Source organism: Methanobacterium petrolearium (assembly GCF_017873625.1).
Classification (GTDB): Archaea; Methanobacteriota; Methanobacteria; order Methanobacteriales; family Methanobacteriaceae; genus Methanobacterium; species Methanobacterium petrolearium.
The window spans coordinates 61,352-78,852 of sequence record NZ_JAGGKL010000008.1; the positions used below are offsets into that span (position 1 = coordinate 61,352).

General features: G+C 35.8%; 18 protein-coding genes. 10 read left to right on the top strand and 8 right to left on the bottom strand.

Features of this window, described 5'->3' with window-relative positions:
* The first annotated feature begins 98 nt into the window (after positions 1-98).
* From guaA to J2743_RS08595, 5 genes are all read left to right on the top strand, one after another.
* Positions 99-1,025, top strand: a complete 927-nt coding sequence (guaA, locus tag J2743_RS08575) for a glutamine-hydrolyzing GMP synthase (protein ID WP_209626210.1) — start codon at positions 99-101, stop codon at positions 1,023-1,025.
* A gap of 194 nt (positions 1,026-1,219) precedes the next feature.
* Positions 1,220-1,690: a GTP-binding protein gene (locus tag J2743_RS08580; RefSeq protein WP_209626212.1), complete on the top strand. Its 471-nt coding sequence runs from the start codon at positions 1,220-1,222 to the stop codon at positions 1,688-1,690.
* 177 nt (positions 1,691-1,867) lie between these two features.
* Positions 1,868-2,836, top strand: a complete 969-nt coding sequence (locus J2743_RS08585) for a P-II family nitrogen regulator (RefSeq protein WP_342451643.1) — start codon at positions 1,868-1,870, stop codon at positions 2,834-2,836.
* 417 nt (positions 2,837-3,253) lie between these two features.
* Positions 3,254-3,724, top strand: coding sequence for a GTP-binding protein (locus J2743_RS08590; protein ID WP_209626216.1), 471 nt, complete (start codon positions 3,254-3,256; stop codon positions 3,722-3,724).
* A 139-nt stretch (positions 3,725-3,863) separates the two neighbouring features.
* A complete protein-coding gene (locus J2743_RS08595; RefSeq protein WP_209626218.1) occupies positions 3,864-4,508 on the top strand; it encodes a class I SAM-dependent methyltransferase in 645 nt (214 codons plus the stop codon).
* A gap of 76 nt (positions 4,509-4,584) precedes the next feature.
* On the opposite strand, the gene J2743_RS08600 is transcribed toward J2743_RS08595, so the two are convergent.
* Together J2743_RS08600 and J2743_RS08605 are read right to left on the bottom strand one after the other, a co-directional pair.
* A complete protein-coding gene (locus tag J2743_RS08600) occupies positions 4,585-5,256 on the bottom strand; it encodes an HAD family hydrolase (RefSeq protein ID WP_209626221.1) in 672 nt (223 codons plus the stop codon).
* 84 nt (positions 5,257-5,340) lie between these two features.
* The gene (locus tag J2743_RS08605) at positions 5,341-6,168 is read right to left on the bottom strand and encodes a HEAT repeat domain-containing protein (RefSeq protein ID WP_209626223.1); all 828 of its coding nucleotides are present in this window, start codon (positions 6,166-6,168) and stop codon (positions 5,341-5,343) included.
* Between the two features lie 167 nt (positions 6,169-6,335).
* Here J2743_RS08605 and msrB point away from each other — a divergent pair, with 167 nt between their 5' ends.
* The 4 genes from msrB to J2743_RS08625 all read left to right on the top strand — a co-directional run bounded on the left by msrB (position 6,336) and on the right by J2743_RS08625 (position 9,513).
* A complete protein-coding gene (gene msrB / locus J2743_RS08610) occupies positions 6,336-6,797 on the top strand; it encodes a peptide-methionine (R)-S-oxide reductase MsrB (RefSeq protein WP_209626225.1) in 462 nt (153 codons plus the stop codon).
* Between the two features lie 171 nt (positions 6,798-6,968).
* On the top strand, positions 6,969-8,135 hold the full coding sequence (locus J2743_RS08615; protein WP_209626227.1) for an Nre family DNA repair protein: 1,167 nt from the start codon (positions 6,969-6,971) through the stop codon (positions 8,133-8,135).
* Positions 8,136-8,203: 68 nt separating this feature from the next.
* The gene (locus J2743_RS08620) at positions 8,204-9,190 is read left to right on the top strand and encodes a DegT/DnrJ/EryC1/StrS family aminotransferase (protein ID WP_209626229.1); all 987 of its coding nucleotides are present in this window, start codon (positions 8,204-8,206) and stop codon (positions 9,188-9,190) included.
* A 143-nt stretch (positions 9,191-9,333) separates the two neighbouring features.
* Entirely contained in the window at positions 9,334-9,513 is a 180-nt protein-coding gene (locus tag J2743_RS08625; RefSeq protein WP_209626231.1) for a hypothetical protein, read from the top strand.
* A 12-nt stretch (positions 9,514-9,525) separates the two neighbouring features.
* Here J2743_RS08625 and cgi121 read toward each other — a convergent pair whose 3' ends face one another.
* From cgi121 to J2743_RS08650, 5 genes are all read right to left on the bottom strand, one after another.
* Positions 9,526-10,041 (bottom strand): KEOPS complex subunit Cgi121, encoded by a 516-nt coding sequence (cgi121, locus tag J2743_RS08630; protein WP_209626233.1) that lies wholly within the window; start codon positions 10,039-10,041, stop codon positions 9,526-9,528.
* 99 nt (positions 10,042-10,140) lie between these two features.
* Positions 10,141-11,643 carry a 2-isopropylmalate synthase gene (locus tag J2743_RS08635; RefSeq protein WP_209626235.1) on the bottom strand — a complete coding sequence of 501 codons (1,503 nt, stop codon included), beginning with the start codon at positions 11,641-11,643 and terminating at the stop codon, positions 10,141-10,143.
* Positions 11,644-11,833: 190 nt separating this feature from the next.
* Positions 11,834-12,868, bottom strand: a complete 1,035-nt coding sequence (locus J2743_RS08640) for a TIGR01177 family methyltransferase (RefSeq protein WP_209626237.1) — start codon at positions 12,866-12,868, stop codon at positions 11,834-11,836.
* Positions 12,859-14,037 carry a geranylgeranyl reductase family protein gene (locus J2743_RS08645; protein ID WP_209626239.1) on the bottom strand — a complete coding sequence of 393 codons (1,179 nt, stop codon included), beginning with the start codon at positions 14,035-14,037 and terminating at the stop codon, positions 12,859-12,861. Before J2743_RS08645 ends, J2743_RS08640 begins: the two co-directional genes overlap by 10 nt.
* Positions 14,038-14,146: 109 nt before the next feature.
* Positions 14,147-14,749: a PH domain-containing protein gene (locus J2743_RS08650; RefSeq protein ID WP_209626241.1), complete on the bottom strand. Its 603-nt coding sequence runs from the start codon at positions 14,747-14,749 to the stop codon at positions 14,147-14,149.
* 154 nt (positions 14,750-14,903) lie between these two features.
* Here J2743_RS08650 and J2743_RS08655 point away from each other — a divergent pair, with 154 nt between their 5' ends.
* On the top strand, positions 14,904-15,632 hold the full coding sequence (locus J2743_RS08655) for a UPF0280 family protein (RefSeq protein WP_209626360.1): 729 nt from the start codon (positions 14,904-14,906) through the stop codon (positions 15,630-15,632).
* Between the two features lie 87 nt (positions 15,633-15,719).
* On the opposite strand, the gene J2743_RS08660 is transcribed toward J2743_RS08655, so the two are convergent.
* Positions 15,720-16,955, bottom strand: a complete 1,236-nt coding sequence (locus tag J2743_RS08660) for a molybdopterin-binding protein (RefSeq protein ID WP_209626243.1) — start codon at positions 16,953-16,955, stop codon at positions 15,720-15,722.
* Positions 16,956-17,501 lie beyond the last annotated feature (546 nt).

Sequence of the window (17,501 nt, forward strand, 5' to 3'; positions counted from 1 at the left end):
ATAATTAACCCACCTAAGAGAAGAAATTATCATATTAAACTACTTAACAAATTTTCATATTTCATTGAATCAAAAAAAGTCATTAAAGGTTGATAAACATGTTGGATCCGTCTTCTTTTATTAAAGAATCAATAGATGAACTAAAAAATACCATCAAAGGTAAAAAAGCAATAATAGCCCTCTCCGGGGGTGTTGATAGTTCAGTAGCATCAGTACTGGTTTCTAAAGCTATTGGTGAGAATTTGACTGCGGTTTTTGTAGATCATGGCCTCCTCAGAGAGGGGGAAGCAGATTACGTTCAGAATACTTTCCAAAATCGGCTGAATCTAAAATATATTGATGCTAGTGAAGAATTTCTGGGTAAACTGCAGGGTGTGGAAGACCCTGAAGAGAAAAGGAAGATCATTGGTGAAGTGTTCATTCGGGTTTTTGAAAGAGAGGCTGAAAAAGTCGGTGCTGAGTTTCTGGTGCAAGGTACCATTGCCCCAGACTGGATTGAGAGTCAAGGTGACATTAAATCCCATCATAATTTGGCCCTCCCCCATGGGATGGTTTTAGAAATTGTTGAACCCATAAGAGAATTGTACAAAGATGAGGTAAGAATTATCGGAACTGAAATGGGCTTACCCCCTGAAATGGTAAATCGGCAACCATACCCTGGTCCTGGATTGGCAGTGCGCATTGCAGGGGAAATAACCCCGAAAAAAATCGAGATATGCCGCAAAGCCAACGCCGTTGTGGAAGAAGAAGTGCAAAAAGAGGGTTTGGATAAAACATTGTGGCAGTACTTTGCAGTATTAACCAACACCAAGGTTACTGGTGTGAAAGGGGACATAAGGGATTACGGATACTTAGTTGTTCTGCGAATGGTTGAGTCTTTGGATGCTATGACTGCAGATGTCCCTGAACTACCTTGGGGAATGGTTAAAACAATCTCCAGTAGGATAACTGCTGAAATACCTGAAGTAACCCATGTTTCTCTTTCAGTGAGTGATAAGCCCCCTAGTACTATTGAGCTGGCATAATGCTATTTTTCATTCATTTTTTCGAGTATCCTGCATATTTTTAGATATTAGACAAATATTCAGGAAAAATTCATTTTCGATAAACAAATTTTTGGTTAATCAGTAATATTGTGGATAAATTTATATACTATTAAAACGAACAATTTGATCGGAAGTAGGATTCCGTATTCCTGTTAAATTTTGTTGGTGATCAGATGGAAACTAAAAAAATTTTAGTGTTAGGAGACTCAGATTCAGGGAAAAGAACAACCTTGAAACATATCTGTAACAATTTGGTTGAAACTGAAGCTGCAAGTTATGGGAAAACTATTGCAAATAATAAAAAGCTTCAAATATTCAGTCCATCCAGTGCAGAGAGATTTCAATTCATGAAAGACATATTATCCAAAAACATGGACGGAGCTATTATAGTCATTGACAATACTCAGGGAATAACTCCTAACTGTGAAGAGATGATCGATTTTGTGGAGGAAAAAGGGGTTCCCTACATAATATTTGCCAACAAACAGGATTTAAACAATAACCCCTTATATAGCCATTATCCTCGTGTTTATATAATCCCTACAAAGGCAATATCAGGTAAAGGTGTTTTAGAAGGTTTAAACTTATTATTAGAATTAATGGAAAACAAATATGCCAATGAAGCTCACGCTATAAGCCACTGATAATTTAAACCACTTTTTAATTTATTTATTAAATAGTTATTAGAAAATACCTCTAAATTAGTTTATATTTGATTTATTTCACTATCTGCATGATGATTAATTAAAATAACTATCTTGAAAAAGAATTATTTCCGAAACGAGAAAAAATCCAAAATATTGTAGTAATCATAATCTAAGGTGACTGAATTGGAAAATGAATCCCTCATCAATGTTAAAAAAATCGTTATCTTCAGCAATTATAACTCAACCCATGAACAGTCTGAAGAACTACTAAACTATTTCAATGAAAACATAATAATGGAAGAAAAAATTGAATTATCGATTTTTAATTACCGGAAAATCCAAATAGATGGACAAAACAATTATTTATTTAACATCCCTGGCCATCAGGAATTTATTTCAATTAAACAGGCATTATCTGGAGATGTGGATGGAGTTATTATTTTTATTGAGACACAGGTGGGAATTTTCAAAACAGATGTGGAAATTATCAATTTGATTAACACCAAAAACATACCACATGTTTTGTTTGCAAATCGAGCCGATTTTGGCGAATATGAAATGAACACGTATGTTGAAGGCGAACTTATTATTCCAACCATTATAAAGGATGGAATTGGTATTAATGACGGTCTGAAAATTTTATTAAAACTAATCGAGAAACATGACCAAGAACCTCCCATAATTGAACATGAAGAACCACAAGAAAACCACGAACCACAAGAAAACCACGAACCACAAGAAAACCTTGAATCAATAGAAATGGAAACCCATCAAAAACCAGCGGCTGCACCACAGCCTGAAACAGAATTTTGTAAAGTAAGGTTCTTTTTCCATCCAATTGAACTGGAAAATGTGAAAAATTCCCTGAAAGAATTTGGATTTTCAAATATAACCCTAATTGAAATTAAATACCAAGACCCAGACAATGAAAAAATGGAAACATATCGTGCCAGTATTTATGAACTGGAATTACCACCAAAAATGGAAATGATGATGATTATCAAAAAAGAAGAAATTGAATATTTGGTCCGGGCTTTTGAAGCAATTAAAACTGAAAATGTGAGTGAAAAACTATTCATATCCCCTGTAGAAGAGGTAATACGAATAAGAACCACTGAAACGGGAGAAAGTGCAATTGATTAATTTTTTTAATTATTTAAAACGTAATTTTTCCCCCATATTCTTCATAATCCATCCATTATCAATCATTCTACTTCATAACTAATTATTTGGAATGTGGATCTAAATTTAGGGATCTAAATCATCCAAGTCACTAAAAGCAATATTCATACCCCCAGCAATATTCATACCCACAGACCATTATTTATATGATGTGAATTTTGGCACGTTGCATTAAGATGAATTTTATTTTTTTGTGAAGATAGTGTAATACTGTGACGCGAATGGATGTGAAACTGGTACAATTGGTTGTTTAACTTTTCACTCCAAAGTCATTTTATGAACTTAACCCAGTTATTCATGCATATATCAAGGTTATAATGGGCGATATAGGGAGATTTATATGGTATAGTTAATTCTGAGTGAGTTATAGGTGATTATATGGAAATTAAAAAAATTTTGATGCTGGGAAACTCCGGTGCTGGTAAAAAAACTGCCCTTAAACATATGTGTAATAATTTGAAAAAAACTGCTTCTGCAAGTTATGGAAAGACCATCATAAATAATAAAAAACTCCAAATATTCAGCCCCTCTAGAGCAGACAGATTTGAGTTTATGGGAGACGTTTTATCCAAAAACATGGATGGAGCTATCATATTTATTGACAACACCCATGGAATTACTAACACCTGCACCGAAATGATAAATTTTGTTGAAGAAAAAAACGTACCTTACGTAATATTTGCCAATAAACAGGATTTAACTAATGAACCATTAAAAAATCACCCCAATGTTCCCATACTCCCAACTGAGGCAATCTCAGGTAAAGGACTTTTACATGGTCTTAACACATTACTCGAAATTATGGAATCTTATAACAAAAAAAGAAAGATTGAAGTTATCTACTGTTGATTATACACCAATTATTCCTTTTTTTAATTAAAATTCAAACATAATTAAAGATAAAAATAACATAACTCTTCTCGAATGCAAGGCCAGCATCCATGAAAATAACCTACATGTTGAAAAGGATACCAAAGAGGAACAAACTATGAACAAAATAAAAAACCAGGAAAAGTGCTGGGATGAATTAGCAGAAGTAAAAGAGTTTCCCACACCATTCCAAATGGAAGAATTTGAAAAACACACCTCTCACCGAATGAAAATACTGGATGTGGGTTGTGGTTACGGCAGAATATTAAATGAACTTTATAATAATGGTTTTAAGAATTTAACTGGTGTTGACTTCTCTGAAAAAATGATAAAAAGAGGATCAAAGTTATATCCTTATTTAAATCTTGTTAAGAATGATGGAGAAAAATTACCATTTCCTGATGATGAATTTGATGCTGTTACCCTTGTTGGAGTTCTCACCAGTAATTTTCAGACTGGAGAACAGGAAAACTTGATAAGAGAGATAACACGAGTACTCACAACTAGAGGTGTTTTGTATGTCAGTGATTTTCTTTTAAACGATGATCAGAGAAATCTCGAACGTTATCATAAATATGAAGATAAATATGGAGTATATGGGGTTTTTGAACTCCCTGAAGGATTAATTCTGAGACATCATACCATGAAACATATATCAAAACTAACTGAAGAATATGAAGAATTAATATTTGAAAAAACAATTTTTAAAACGATGAATGGCAATATTTCCAATGGTTTTTACTACGTGGGACGGAAAAAGTGAAGAATGATAGTTATTATTTGACCGATATTTTGAAAAATAAGCTATTGATAAAAAAGGTAATAAAGATTTGGAATGCTTAAAGATCCAGTGTCTTAAAAAAATTTTTTACCTCATAAAGAGAGTTAAAAGTCTTTGCGGTTAATTTTTCAATCTCTTTTGATGGTTTTTTAGCATCAGATACCAGTAAAGGAATCATATTTGCCTTTGAAGCAGCTATAATGCCATTAAGTGAGTCTTCCAGAACCACACATTCATCTGTTTTGCAATTCATTTTTCTAGCTGCAGCTAGAAATATTTCTGGTTCGGGTTTACCATTGGAAACTTCATCTCCACATATTATAATATCGAATTTATCTTTAACCCCGGCAGAACACAATAAACGTTCTGTTCTTTCCCTTTCTGTGGATGTGGCCACTGCCTTAAATACTGTTTTCTCATCCAAAAATTCAATCAATTCATAAAGCCCGTTTTTTACAGGAACCCCATTTTCGTTTATATGATCGTTGGTATACTTTAACCTTAAACTCCTAATATCATAATAAGGGAAATTATTCCCTAAATGTTTCTTAAACACCTTTTTTGCACCGTGGATATCTAGACCAAATGATTCTGTGACAATTGACTCAGAAATGTCAATACCCTGACTTTTTCCAGCTTTTATCCAGGTTTGTATTCCCAAAGTCTGTGTGTCAAACATCAATCCATCCATATCAAATAGGATAAGAGAAATCTTGTTTTTTATTTCCATTTTTTCCCTCAAAAAACGTGTTAATTATTGTTGTTCTGGTTTTTTATCATTACTTTCTTTAACATCATTAATATCAGTAATAGATTAATTGTCAAACTGTTTCATAGCAATTTTAGATGCTTTGCTAATTTCTGAATTTTGATGATGGGATAACTCCAATAGTAAGTTCATTATTTGAGAATTTCCAACTCTAATTTGGCCTAAACTACGCACTGATTCCCAGATGATCGGGAAATCATCCTCATTTTCCATGGCATGTTCTATCACCGCCAATAGGGGGCCGGTGGCATCTTCACAATTTCGAAACCCGCCTAAAGCCCTGACTATTTTCCATGAAGTAAGTTTGTCATGCTTCTCCAAGGAGGATTGGAAAAGACTAATTAAGGATTTTAACCCCCTTTCATCATTGGTTTTGGCTGCTATTCCCCCCACTGCATCTATGGCCTGTTGGACTTTAAAACTGTTTTCATCTTTGAATATTTTTATAAGGGGAAGAGTTGCTGGTTTCCCTATTTTAACCAGTGTTCTAGCTGCCATGTCCCTAGCCAGGGGGTAACTTTTCTTGTTGAAATATTTCTGGGGAAGTTGAGTTTCCTGATTATTTCCAATTTCACCTAAAATGTCTATTAACGGAGTAATTGAAGGTTCCCCTATTTCGGATAATGCTCTTGAAATTGCAATTCGAGAATACAATGCTTTTTCCTGCTTTAACGCAGAAGTAAGAGGTATCACAGCTTTTATAATCTGTTTTTTTCCCAGGAGGGTTGCAGAAATAGTCCTTTTTTGGGGATGATCATCATTCAATAACTCAATTAAATGGTTGTCAGGAGAGTTAGAATAGGGTTTTAGATCTTCTGGTGTGATTTGTCCCCTTTTTTCTCGATTCCTCCTCTTAATTTCATCCGAACTCATTTAATCCTGTCCTTAATCCCTATTTTTATAATATGTTTTGGATAAGGGAATTTATTTTTTTGATTATACACCTATTTTAAGTTTATAAAATCCATATATAATATCGTTTCATGCCAATATCACCTACAAATAAATTTGTAAAAAAAAACCTTGCGACGGTGATTTATATGGGAACCCCACTTAACTCTAATGGTCTTATTCCAATTTATTTCATTGATTCTAATGAGATTAAACTGGTTGAAAAAATTGTTAAGACTGATGAAGAGTGGAAGAAGATTTTGAGTCCAGAACAATTTAATGTTGCCCGAAAAAATGGGACTGAACTTGCTTTCACTGGTAAGTATCATAATTGCCATGAAGACGGAATTTATCAGTGTGTATGCTGTGGTACTGATCTTTTCAATTCACAGGCTAAATTTGATTCTGGAACTGGATGGCCCAGTTTCTGGGAACCTGTTGCAGAAGAAAATGTTAAAACTAAAACAGACCGTAGTTTATTCATGGTGCGTACTGAGGTGCTTTGCGCCCGCTGTGATTCTCATCTAGGTCATGTTTTTGATGATGGCCCACCACCCACTGGCTTGCGTTTTTGTATGAATTCAGCTTCCCTTAATCTGGTTAAAAAATGAAATTCGCTTAAGAATATCATGAATAATTTGGACATAACAATTGAAAGACCTGATTGTTGAAAACTACAAATTAATGGTGAGATCTAAGCAGGAATATTATTTGAAAATTTAATAGTTCTCACCTGCTCACCTAAAATCTTTATAAAAAAGCAATTTAATTGATATGATAATATGATGGGTAAGAAGACTTACCTTAAAAAACTGACTTCTAAATTTCAGATACCCTCAGTTGACGTAGGTAAACAGTTGGATGGAAGCACACCTCCATCAGTGTTCATAGGTAGTTGGAACTATCCCAAAGTATATGCCGGACCCATGATATCATCTGTATCTGGAGATACCACCATAATGGACACTCCTGAAGCATGGATTCCTGGAAACAAAAGCCAGGAAGACATTATTTCTTATCGTATGAGTTTGGTTAGGGGTAAGAACATGTTGGGAGTCACTGATCTGGATAACAGAATGGTAGAAAAGCTTCAAAATATTTCCCTAGCTTCCAGTTCCATTGACAGTGAAGCAGAATTCTGGAAAAAACCACGAGGAGTTTCATTCAGTGAATATCAGGCCCCACATGGTCCAAGCGCAATCCTGGAAAAGTTTGAAATTGACAACGTCCGCTGGGACCGGGAACTAGAGAAGGCATACTATGATACTGATTTAAAGGCCAAAGAAGCACTCATAGATCTACACCAAAAAGACGTGCCCTTTTCCCATATTCAAAAAGCCTTTTCAGTGGGCACTATGGGTGTGGATAAACGCAGGCGCCTGGTTCCCACCCGCTGGTCAATAACTGCCTGTGATAGTACCATAGCTGATGAATTACTACGAGAAGTAAAACACCATGATCCTTTGGATGTCCATCGTGTATATGAATTCCAAAGCCTCTCAAATTACTACGCAGTGCTCTTACTCCCCACAGCATGGCAATATGAGTGGATGGAAGCATTTCTTGAAGTTTTAGGGAGAGAAAAAATGATATTCTCCGATTACGAACATTACCCTGGCAAAAAAGAATACTCAAGGGTGGGAGGATGTTATTACACTTGCAAAATGGCAGTATTGGAATCTTTAGCACAACAAAAAATCCAGGCAGGAGTAATAGTTCTCAGAGAGGCATACTCAGGATACATTCCTTTGGGAGTGTTTAATGTGAGGGAAAATGTCAGAAATGCCATGTTACAACCTTACCATGAATTCGAGGATATGAAAAGTGCTTTAGCTTACATTGACACTAAATTAAAACTCTCGGTTGATAGTTTCATTAAACGTAGTGATCTCCTGCAGGACATTCTTCTTTCCAGACAGACCACCCTGGACTCATATTTCGCGAAATAAATAGAAAATAATCAAATTAGTTATTTAATATAAAAATTCAAGACAAACAGCCATATTAAAGTGATTCAATGGAACTTTTATTCAAAAAACCTTCCAACAAAGCGATTAAAGCCATGGCAAATGCTTCTTTTGAACTTGGTAACCGTGAAAGGAGCAATGAATACACAAAATTAGCCGAAGAGAGTATAAAAAGTTTCACAAACCATGAACATTCACGTGTGCTCTGTAGTGGTAATGCCGCAATAATGGTTGCCATGAGTAACATGAAAGGGCCAGTTATGATACCAAACCAGGGCGGTTGGAGTGGATTTATAAAAATGGCTGAATTTTTAGGTCTTAAACTAATACGTGTACCTACAAAAATGGGAGTTATAGATTTAAAAGTCTTAAAAGACCATATAAAACAAAATAATCCTGATTCTCTTTTCATCACCAGTTTTGCTGGTTATATGGCTGAACAACCAGTGAAAGAAATCTATGAGATTTGTGAAGACCATGACGTGATTCTGGTGGAGGATGCCTCAGGATCAGTGGGTGATCCCCAGAAAAATCTGGCCTGTGGTGACCATGCCCATATCATAGTGGCTTCTACTGGATATCCAAAAATAGTTAACGTTGGAAGTGGTGGTTTTATCTCCACCAACAATGTAAAATTCTTTAAAGATGCCCATTACCTTATTAAAACTGTTAAAAGCAGTCCGGTTATCTGTGCAGGTTTGGTAGAAGAAATTAAGAAAGCCCCTGAAAGCCTAACTAAAACACTCAAAGCCTGTGAATTTCTGAAAAAAGAGTTTAAATCCGAAAAAAACAAATCTGTTTTACACCCAAAAAAAAGGGGAATAAATCTTGCACTGTCCCTGGATGAACCCAAATTAAAAGCTAAAGAACTTAGAAAAAATATCAGAGTAAAGGGCGGTGGTATGATCACGGTTTGCCCCCGTTATGATCGGATTAACCAATTTGCAATCTGTTTAGAGGTTAAAAACCTCGATACCCAATGTTTAGAAAAAAATAACCTTCGAAAAATAGTTAAGATTGTGGAGAAAACTATTTGACTGTATTTTTATGTAAATTTAACTGGTTTGAGAATGTGAGGAACCATTTTTAAAGTTATTAAGAATGATTCTTTATGCATTGCAAGGTTAACTTTATTGCCCTAGAATATCTTATATACAATATGACCAAATAGAGGCCATGAATGAATAAACCAAAAATCACACCAAATGCGTTGGATGCTTTTAAGGTTTTGTGGAATGATGATGACATTTATGTCCGCCATGGTGCTGAAGAGGCAATAAAAAAAGATAAAAAAGGAACAAAATTAAACCAATATTTTTATGAGAGATTTAATGCCTTAGTCACTATAGTTTGCTATTAATACTTGAATATCTCAGATTTCAAGGTTTAAAAGTGCTGTTTTTTCAATTAAAACCCTTTCAATATTCCCTGCACTTTTTATTTCTTCATTGGAAATTTTATACAAATTTTTTAATGTTTCCTCATCTGCCTGTTTCATACCTTCATGCATTTTGCCCAGAACTTCCTCCATTTTATTAAAAATGTGTTTATCACAGTCCACTGCAACTGCACAGACTTCCATCTTCCCCTCCTTTATCCCCAATATATTAAGAGCATGGGATATTTGCCTTTGAGCAGAAGCTCTAAGACAGATCTCTAAGCCCAAATCTTTTGCTGTGTTTTTATTACTATCAAATGCCTTCAATGCCTGTATTGTAGCCTGCAAAATGTGTTTTTCACCAGCCAATCCTCTGGAATTCAACAATTGTACCGTGCCTTTTTCACAGATTCTGTTGGTAAAACCGATTACTTTCTTTAAATCATCTATCTTTACATCAAAACACGCAATCTGAATATCATGATTCATGAACTTGTAATGATTCTGCATAAGTATCTTCCATGTTAATCCCTGTAATATTAGTTCTAGTTTTTATTGGAAAAATAAAAGATTAAATAAAAAATATGCCAAAAAAAATATAAAAAGTGATTATTTAGGATTTTTATCAGGCTTTTCATACCTTTTGTCCAGGAGTACCTTGTTAATACCACCAAGGAATGCTTCTACACTGGCGTTTATAATATCAGGTTGGGTGCTTCTGGCGCTTACCACTTTACCATCGTGTTTGAGTTTTATCACCACATCAATAAGAGCGTCAGTACCTCCAGTTATGGCATCCACGTGGTATTCTTCAAATTCTATATCAGCAACATCTTTTATGGTTTTTTTGATGGCTACTATCGCAGCGTCCACTGGTCCTACACCAACACCTGCTTCTAATCTTTCAACATCACCAATTTTTAGTTTAACCGAAGCAGTTGGTGTTACCTTATTTCCAGATACTATGTTTAACTCCTGAAGTTCCACTGGTTTTTCAGTCATGACCCCCATTACATCCTCTGCTATGGCCTGTAAATCCACGTCAGTTACACATTTTCCCATATCACCAAGTGCTTTGATTCTGTTGAATATTTGGGAGAATTTTTCATCATCCACCCTGAAACCCATTTCATCAATCCTTTGTTTGATGATGTGTGAGCCCACGTGTTTACCCATGACAAAACGACGTTTGTGTCCCACAAGTTCCGGTGTTATGGGTTCGTATGTTTCGGCTTTTTTTATCACTCCATCAGCATGTATTCCGGATTCGTGAGCAAAGGCGTTTTCCCCCACTATGGCCTTGTTAGGTTGTAGATACATTCCAGTGATCCTGGCAACTGTTTTTGATACTTCATAAAGCATTTGAAGCTTCACTTTGGTCTTAACATTGTAAAGTGAGTACAGTGAAACTACCAATTCCTCTAATGATGCGTTTCCTGCTCTTTCTCCTATTCCGTTAACTGTTACGTGGGCTTGGGTTGCGCCTGCTCTGATTCCTGCAAGAGAGTTTGCAACTGCTAAACCAAAATCATTATGACAGTGCACACTCAATGGAACACCCAGTTTCTGGAGTTGACTGTAAAATTCAAATGAACGTTCTGGGGTGAGCATACCCACAGTGTCACAGGCACATATACGTTTGGCTCCGGCATTTATTCCTGCCTGGAAAATCTCTTTCAGATATTCCATATCACTACGAGTGGAATCTTCCGCGGATAGTTCCACCAGAAGCCCATGATCCACTGCGTATTGGGTTGATTGAACAGCCATGGCTTTCACTTCTTCCCTTGATTTGCGCAGTTTATGTTTCAGGTGCAAATCAGAGGTGGGAACCACCAAATGGACGCTGTCCACATCACAATCTAAAGCAGCATCAATATCTACCTGAACTGCCCTGGCAAAACTACATATCTCCGCAGAAAGGCTTTCAGAGGTTATATTTCTAATGCCCTCTCTTTCCCCTTCAGAAGTGATGGCAGAACCTGCTTCTATTACATCAACTCCTAATTCATCCAGTTTTCTGGCAATTAAAAGCTTTTCATCTGGTGTTAAGGATATTCCTGGAGTCTGTTCACCATCACGGAGAGTAGTATCAAATATTCGGGCTTTCATTGCATCCACCAACTAATTGTTAATTAGAAAATATGTTTTGTAATTTATCTAGAGTGTTATTATGTAATTAATTTTAATATAATATATTACGAATGAGTCCATACCTTTTTGAATCAAAAGTTAAGTGAATATTAAGTGAAATCACTGCTAGCAAATAAAGAGACTTTTTAAGAGGATGATGATTGTTCTTTTAGACTTTTCCAAGGACTGATATGACCCTGGTTAAACTTTTATGCATTCTTATGTGGTGCTGTTCTATTATTTTAAATTTTGTACCCATCAAGACCTCATCTAAATCAAGGTAATGGGGAGTTGCCAAACACATAAGACCATCATCTTTTAACAATCCCTCTAATGATATCATTGATTGCTGGTATAGGCTTTCACTTTTTTCCCCACCCGTGGATGCGGAGATACCATAAGGAGGATCAGTTACAATAGCATCTACTTTATTTGATAGTTCTAATTTTCTGGCATCCTCCTGGAAAACATGGAAATCGTGTATACCACAGTGCTGAAGGTTTTTCTTGGTGCCTTTAACCATTTTATAGTCGATATCCGCCCCTATGACTCTTGTTCCGATTATTCCCGCTTCAATGAGTATTCCTCCTGTTCCACAGAATGGGTCCAGCAAGGTTTCTCCACCGTGAATGCGGGTCAAATTAACCATACACCTTGCAAGCTTAGGACTCATTGATCCAGGATAAAAAAAGGGTCTTTTATGAGGTTTAAGGTTGAAAAAATGTTTTTTCGATATTTTTCCGATTCGATACCCAATCAGCGCCTTTCCATCTTGAAGAACGATCCTGATTAGAAATGAAGGATTTTCCAGATTAACTTGGGCTTTTTTGTCAAGGTTGGTTTTTATTATTCTCCCCATTTCCCATTCTAAATTTGAACTGTCAAATGAGGATTTTTTGTCCATCTTCTTAACTCGTACCGCAAAATCTGACTTGATATGCTCATTCCAGGGGTATTTTTTAGCTTCATCAATTATTCTGTCTTCATCAGCCCTTATGAGAATCTTAAATAGTTCATGAGTGAAAGAAAGCCTTTTGGTAATTTTTATCAGATTTTCGGAGGGGACATCAGGTAAATCTAAAATTAATAAGCCCTCTTTATCTTTTTTAACCAGGTAATTCATTCCTTCCGCATCAAATACTGCTTCCACTTCTGCTAGGGGAAGAGTGTGATGTTCTAGGGATAACACCAGGGCTACTTCCATAGGCTGGATATCCCCCGGGATAACATCTTTGGAAGAATTGAAAAAAGAATTCCTCTTTTAAACATTTCCTTAACCAGGGGAGATTGGTTGTCCATGTCTCCGTACTGGGAAATAATATCTTCTGCTCCTTCTTCCTTAAGTTTCCTGAACATATATTCCAGATCAGAATCATTGAGTGATTTAAAAACCTTATGAACCATCAGTTGTACCTTTAACTCATTTTTGAACTTATCATCATAGGTCTTAGGATAGTTCTGGAGCAGGTTTATGTCTTCAGCATCCAGTGCCTGTGATACTATCCTGGAAGCCATTCTTGCACAAACAAATCCCATTATGAGCCCACCCCCAGTGGTAGGTTTTATTTGGGATGCGGCATCCCCCAGTAGAATAACTCTATCGTTTACTAACTTCTTTTGTGGGTCATGTTTAGGTATAACCCCATAAAATTTCTTTAATATAGTTGTCCCAGCTAATTCAGGTCTTTTTTTGATTAATTCATCTAAAAACTGTGTTAATTGCGGGTAATTTGCATCCGCAAAAAGTCCTACCCTGGCTGTGTTCTCAGATAAAGGGATAGTCCAAAGAAATCCTGGAGAGACCTTTGAATCCGCATAAAGATGTACGAAATCCTCTTTAAATCTTCTTTCTCCCACATCAACAAGATACTGGGCTGCCTGGAAAGATTTCACTGGAGGGTTAAATGAACGTGAGATGACAGAAGAATGGCCATCAGCTCCCACTATCACATCGGCGGACATTTTGGTGTTTTGACTCTTCTTAAAATGTATATCACCATTGGAAGAATCCACTTTTTCCACACCATGGTTTAAGAATATATCTGCACCAGAATTTACTGCTAATTCAGCTAAAAACTTATCGTATTCTACCCTGTCCAGAACATATGCTTCTGGCCTTTTTTTATTAACAGAAAGTACAGTATCTGCTGGCGAATGAAGGAAAGCCCCATGAACAGAGTTTATAATAAATTCATCAGGTAAATTATTCACTTTCTTGATTTTTTTACCCAAAAGCCCGGCACACTGAAGTGGAACACCAACTTCTTTCTTTTTTTCCAGTATAGCCACTTTAAAGCCTTTTTCTGCCATGTATCGGGCAAAGGTTGAGCCTACTGGCCCAGCACCAACTACCGCTATATCATATTGATTCATATTTATCTTTATATCATAGTTTTATTATGCACCAATTAACATCATAAAATTAATAATTGAGCATTCTAAAATATCTTGATAGACGTTTACAATTCATATGTTCACTAAACTATCTTTTAAATTTTTGGTCATATTCTTCGATTATGGATCTCTGGGCTGATTTGTTACGCTGAGGTTTGAAACCTGCTTCTTCCCCCATCATAACCCGGTCAATCATATCCTCCACTTCTCGGGGATTAGGGATATCCTCCAATATAATGTTAGTGCTATCATGACCCCCATAAATCTCTACATCCCCTGCAGAAAAAATACGATCAATAATACCTTGATAAATGTCAATGTCCTGTATTTTAGTGTGATGTATGTAAGATCTCTTCCTTCTAATGATTCCTTTTTGAATAATTACCCTCTGATTAGTAAGTTGGTACTTCTTCTGTTTCCAAGAAACTATATCAAAAAGTATGGACAGGATCAACAAAATGATAATCAACAGTAGTAAATAAAATGTGGCTTGAATAAATGGTATTTGGGCCATCTGCACTGCATATTCCTGCAGAGTTATTGCTGCTGCTATTATTGTCCTGAAATAGTAAAATATCACAAGTAGGATTATGAATTTGAGAATGGTTGATTTCAGGTTGGCCAGAAATCTGGGCCGGGTCTCAAATACTACCCTTTCCCCTGGATTTGAATGATTATCTCTATTAAACATTTTATTGTACCACCATTCCTTATGAAAAACTCTTAACTTTTTTATAGGTACTCTTAATCTTTTTATATGTATTTTATTAGTGTTATTAACTATTTTTTAGTATAACCTTCACAATCTAAATAGTTTATCTGCTTTATTAACCTATTTTTTAATGATGATAAAAAGAAGGATCCTGATGGATGAAACTGATATAACACTCCAGTCAGATGTTGAACCTCACCATCTTTTCGACTTTATTTTAAAGCAACGAGAAGAACTAAAACGTTATATCCGGATGCACAATGACTTTCAAATGAGTTTAGAACCATTGAAAATAGATAAAGCACCCGTTATTGTGGAAATAATGGAAAAAGCTGCAGATAAAGCAGGTGTTGGTCCTATGGCTGCAGTGGCTGGAACTATATCCCAACTTTCCCTAAATTTTTTGTTAAATCATGGTGCTAAATATGTCATAGTTGATAATGGTGGAGATATAGCTCTTAAAACTAATAAAGATGTTATTATGGGATTATACGCTGGTGAATCATCACTTTCTGGGAAAATTGGTTTTAAAATTAAATACCAAAAGACACCTATGGGAATCTGCACATCTTCTGGAACTGTAGGGCACTCCATTAGTTTTGGAAAGGCAGATTCAGTAACTGTTTTTTCATCCAAATCAAGCACTGCCGATGCACTGGCAACATCAATTGCCAACCATGCCACTGGTAACGAAGATGGTGAAATAGTTGAAAATTGTCTTGCTAAAGCCGAAGAATTGCGTGAATATTTCAGAGGTGTTATGGTAGTGGTGGGAGAAGCAGCAGGAACCATCGGTAAAATACCCAAACTTGTTGAAACTGATAAAAAAGTGGTTTTGGGTGATATTTTCGATGTTTATTAAATTTTAATTTTTCTAATTCATATGAAAATTGAACCATAACCAATTTTGATAATAAAATAAATTTGAGGTCAGGTAATAAAATAAAAATTAAAATAAGCCAGACAAGGGCATTACTTCAATTTTTTCATGTTTTTCAATGATTTCCACATTCTTTGGAACTTCAAAATAACCATCAGCCTCAGCGAAAGCGGTTATTGCACCCGAATCTTTCAAAATAGGACTAGCAATATCCCCTTCAATTTTTACCAGAACTAAATGGCTTCTTCCCCGGGCAGAATGATATCTTTGCGCCAATTTAACTGTAAATGACTCTTTTTTATCAGCATAGTCAGAAATCCCTGCCATTTCCCTTAAAAAGGGAGCTACAAATGATTCGAAAATCATTAAAGCAGATATCGGATATCCTGGAAGTCCAAAAAGGATAATATCAACATCTTCATCAGGCAATGTGCCTATTAATGTTGGTTTGCCTGGTTTAACTGAAATTCCATGGACCAAAACACGACCCATATCATCTGCAACTCGACGCAGCACATCTCCCGCACCAGCCGAAGTTCCCCCAGATGTTATTATAACATCAGCATGTTTAAATTCATTTATTTTTGATTTTATAGAACTATAATCATCTTTAACTATTTCAGAATATAATGGAATACACCCACAGGATTTCACCGCATTTGAAATGGTTTCAGAGTTAATATCATAAAGCTTCCCATGTTGAAGTTCCTGGTCTGGTTTTATTAATTCATTACCCGTGGAAATAACTGCTACTGTTGGTTTAGCAAAAACAGGAGCTTTTGAAAGGCCAATAGCACTTAAAACCCCAATTTTCTCTGGTGTGAGTAGGGTGCCCTTTGAAAGGAGTAGTTCTCCTTTTTTCAGGTCAGAACCACATGCAGCCATATTTGCTCCAGGAGCCACTGCTTCGGATACTAAAATCCTGTCATCCTGAATGTCTGTGAATTCCACCATAACTACAGCATCAGCCCCTTCAGGCATTGGGGCACCGGTGCCTATCTCAGTACACTTACCTTCCCCAACTTTTTCCCGGGGCACATCTCCAGCACCGACCTTCTCAATTAAATCTAAAGTTATCGGATTATCCTCTGAAGCCCCAAAAGTATCCTGAGCACGTACTGCATAGCCATCCATGGCTGAACGATCAAAAGGAGGAAGATCAATGCTGGCATATATATCTTCAGCCAGAACACGTTGATACACATTAGATAAATGAATGGTTTCAATTTTTCTCTGGATCTGGAGAGATTCGATGATTTCTTTCACTTCATCTGGATCCATCACATTCAAAAATACTGTTCCCATGGTTAACTCCTTTCAACCTCTAAAATTCAAACCTGCACCTTATTACTGCAATTCCATTGACTGTGAAAATTTAAATCAATAATGAAATAAAGCAGGAAAAGACGATTATTTTATTTAAATAAAAAGTTAATAAATCTTACAAGTGGATTCAAACCATGCACCAATATAGTTAATCCACTCAAAAGTCCTATTTAATCAGTTAATGTTTAACTCCTCTTCCTCTTTTACTTCCGGGTTTTTTATGTTTCGCTCTAGTTCTTTTTTTTGTTCCTTTAACTTTTGCCATATTATTCAACTCTTAATCTATTTCTACTTTAATGGATTCTTAATCTATTTACTACTTTAATGGATTTTAACATTATGTGAAACTAATTCCTGTTAAACTTCTCAAAACTCCTTTTTTATTCTAAAATATTAGATTTGCATTGGAGATTTTTTAAATTCAGGGTTTCAAAATGGTGCTTAAATATCTTACCAAGACACCATCACCATATTCCATTCTTGGATATATTTTTAATATAACTTTATATACATTGCCCATTGTCT

Coding starts and splice junctions, on each gene's coding strand:
- J2743_RS08600 (WP_209626221.1), bottom strand. CDS start 5,256: ATGGAAATAAAAAACAAGATTTCTCTTATCCTATTTGATATGGATGGA.
- J2743_RS08580 (WP_209626212.1), top strand. CDS start 1,220: ATGGAAACTAAAAAAATTTTAGTGTTAGGAGACTCAGATTCAGGGAAA.
- guaA (WP_209626210.1), top strand. CDS start 99: ATGTTGGATCCGTCTTCTTTTATTAAAGAATCAATAGATGAACTAAAA.
- J2743_RS08590 (WP_209626216.1), top strand. CDS start 3,254: ATGGAAATTAAAAAAATTTTGATGCTGGGAAACTCCGGTGCTGGTAAA.
- J2743_RS08605 (WP_209626223.1), bottom strand. CDS start 6,168: ATGAGTTCGGATGAAATTAAGAGGAGGAATCGAGAAAAAAGGGGACAA.
- cgi121 (WP_209626233.1), bottom strand. CDS start 10,041: ATGCAGAATCATTACAAGTTCATGAATCATGATATTCAGATTGCGTGT.
- J2743_RS08640 (WP_209626237.1), bottom strand. CDS start 12,868: ATGGAAGTAGCCCTGGTGTTATCCCTAGAACATCACACTCTTCCCCTA.
- J2743_RS08635 (WP_209626235.1), bottom strand. CDS start 11,643: ATGAAAGCCCGAATATTTGATACTACTCTCCGTGATGGTGAACAGACT.
- J2743_RS08620 (WP_209626229.1), top strand. CDS start 8,204: ATGGAACTTTTATTCAAAAAACCTTCCAACAAAGCGATTAAAGCCATG.
- msrB (WP_209626225.1), top strand. CDS start 6,336: ATGGGAACCCCACTTAACTCTAATGGTCTTATTCCAATTTATTTCATT.
- J2743_RS08660 (WP_209626243.1), bottom strand. CDS start 16,955: ATGGGAACAGTATTTTTGAATGTGATGGATCCAGATGAAGTGAAAGAA.
- J2743_RS08615 (WP_209626227.1), top strand. CDS start 6,969: ATGATGGGTAAGAAGACTTACCTTAAAAAACTGACTTCTAAATTTCAG.
- J2743_RS08655 (WP_209626360.1), top strand. CDS start 14,904: ATGATAAAAAGAAGGATCCTGATGGATGAAACTGATATAACACTCCAG.
- J2743_RS08650 (WP_209626241.1), bottom strand. CDS start 14,749: ATGTTTAATAGAGATAATCATTCAAATCCAGGGGAAAGGGTAGTATTT.
- J2743_RS08595 (WP_209626218.1), top strand. CDS start 3,864: ATGAACAAAATAAAAAACCAGGAAAAGTGCTGGGATGAATTAGCAGAA.
- J2743_RS08625 (WP_209626231.1), top strand. CDS start 9,334: ATGAATAAACCAAAAATCACACCAAATGCGTTGGATGCTTTTAAGGTT.
- J2743_RS08645 (WP_209626239.1), bottom strand. CDS start 14,037: ATGAATCAATATGATATAGCGGTAGTTGGTGCTGGGCCAGTAGGCTCA.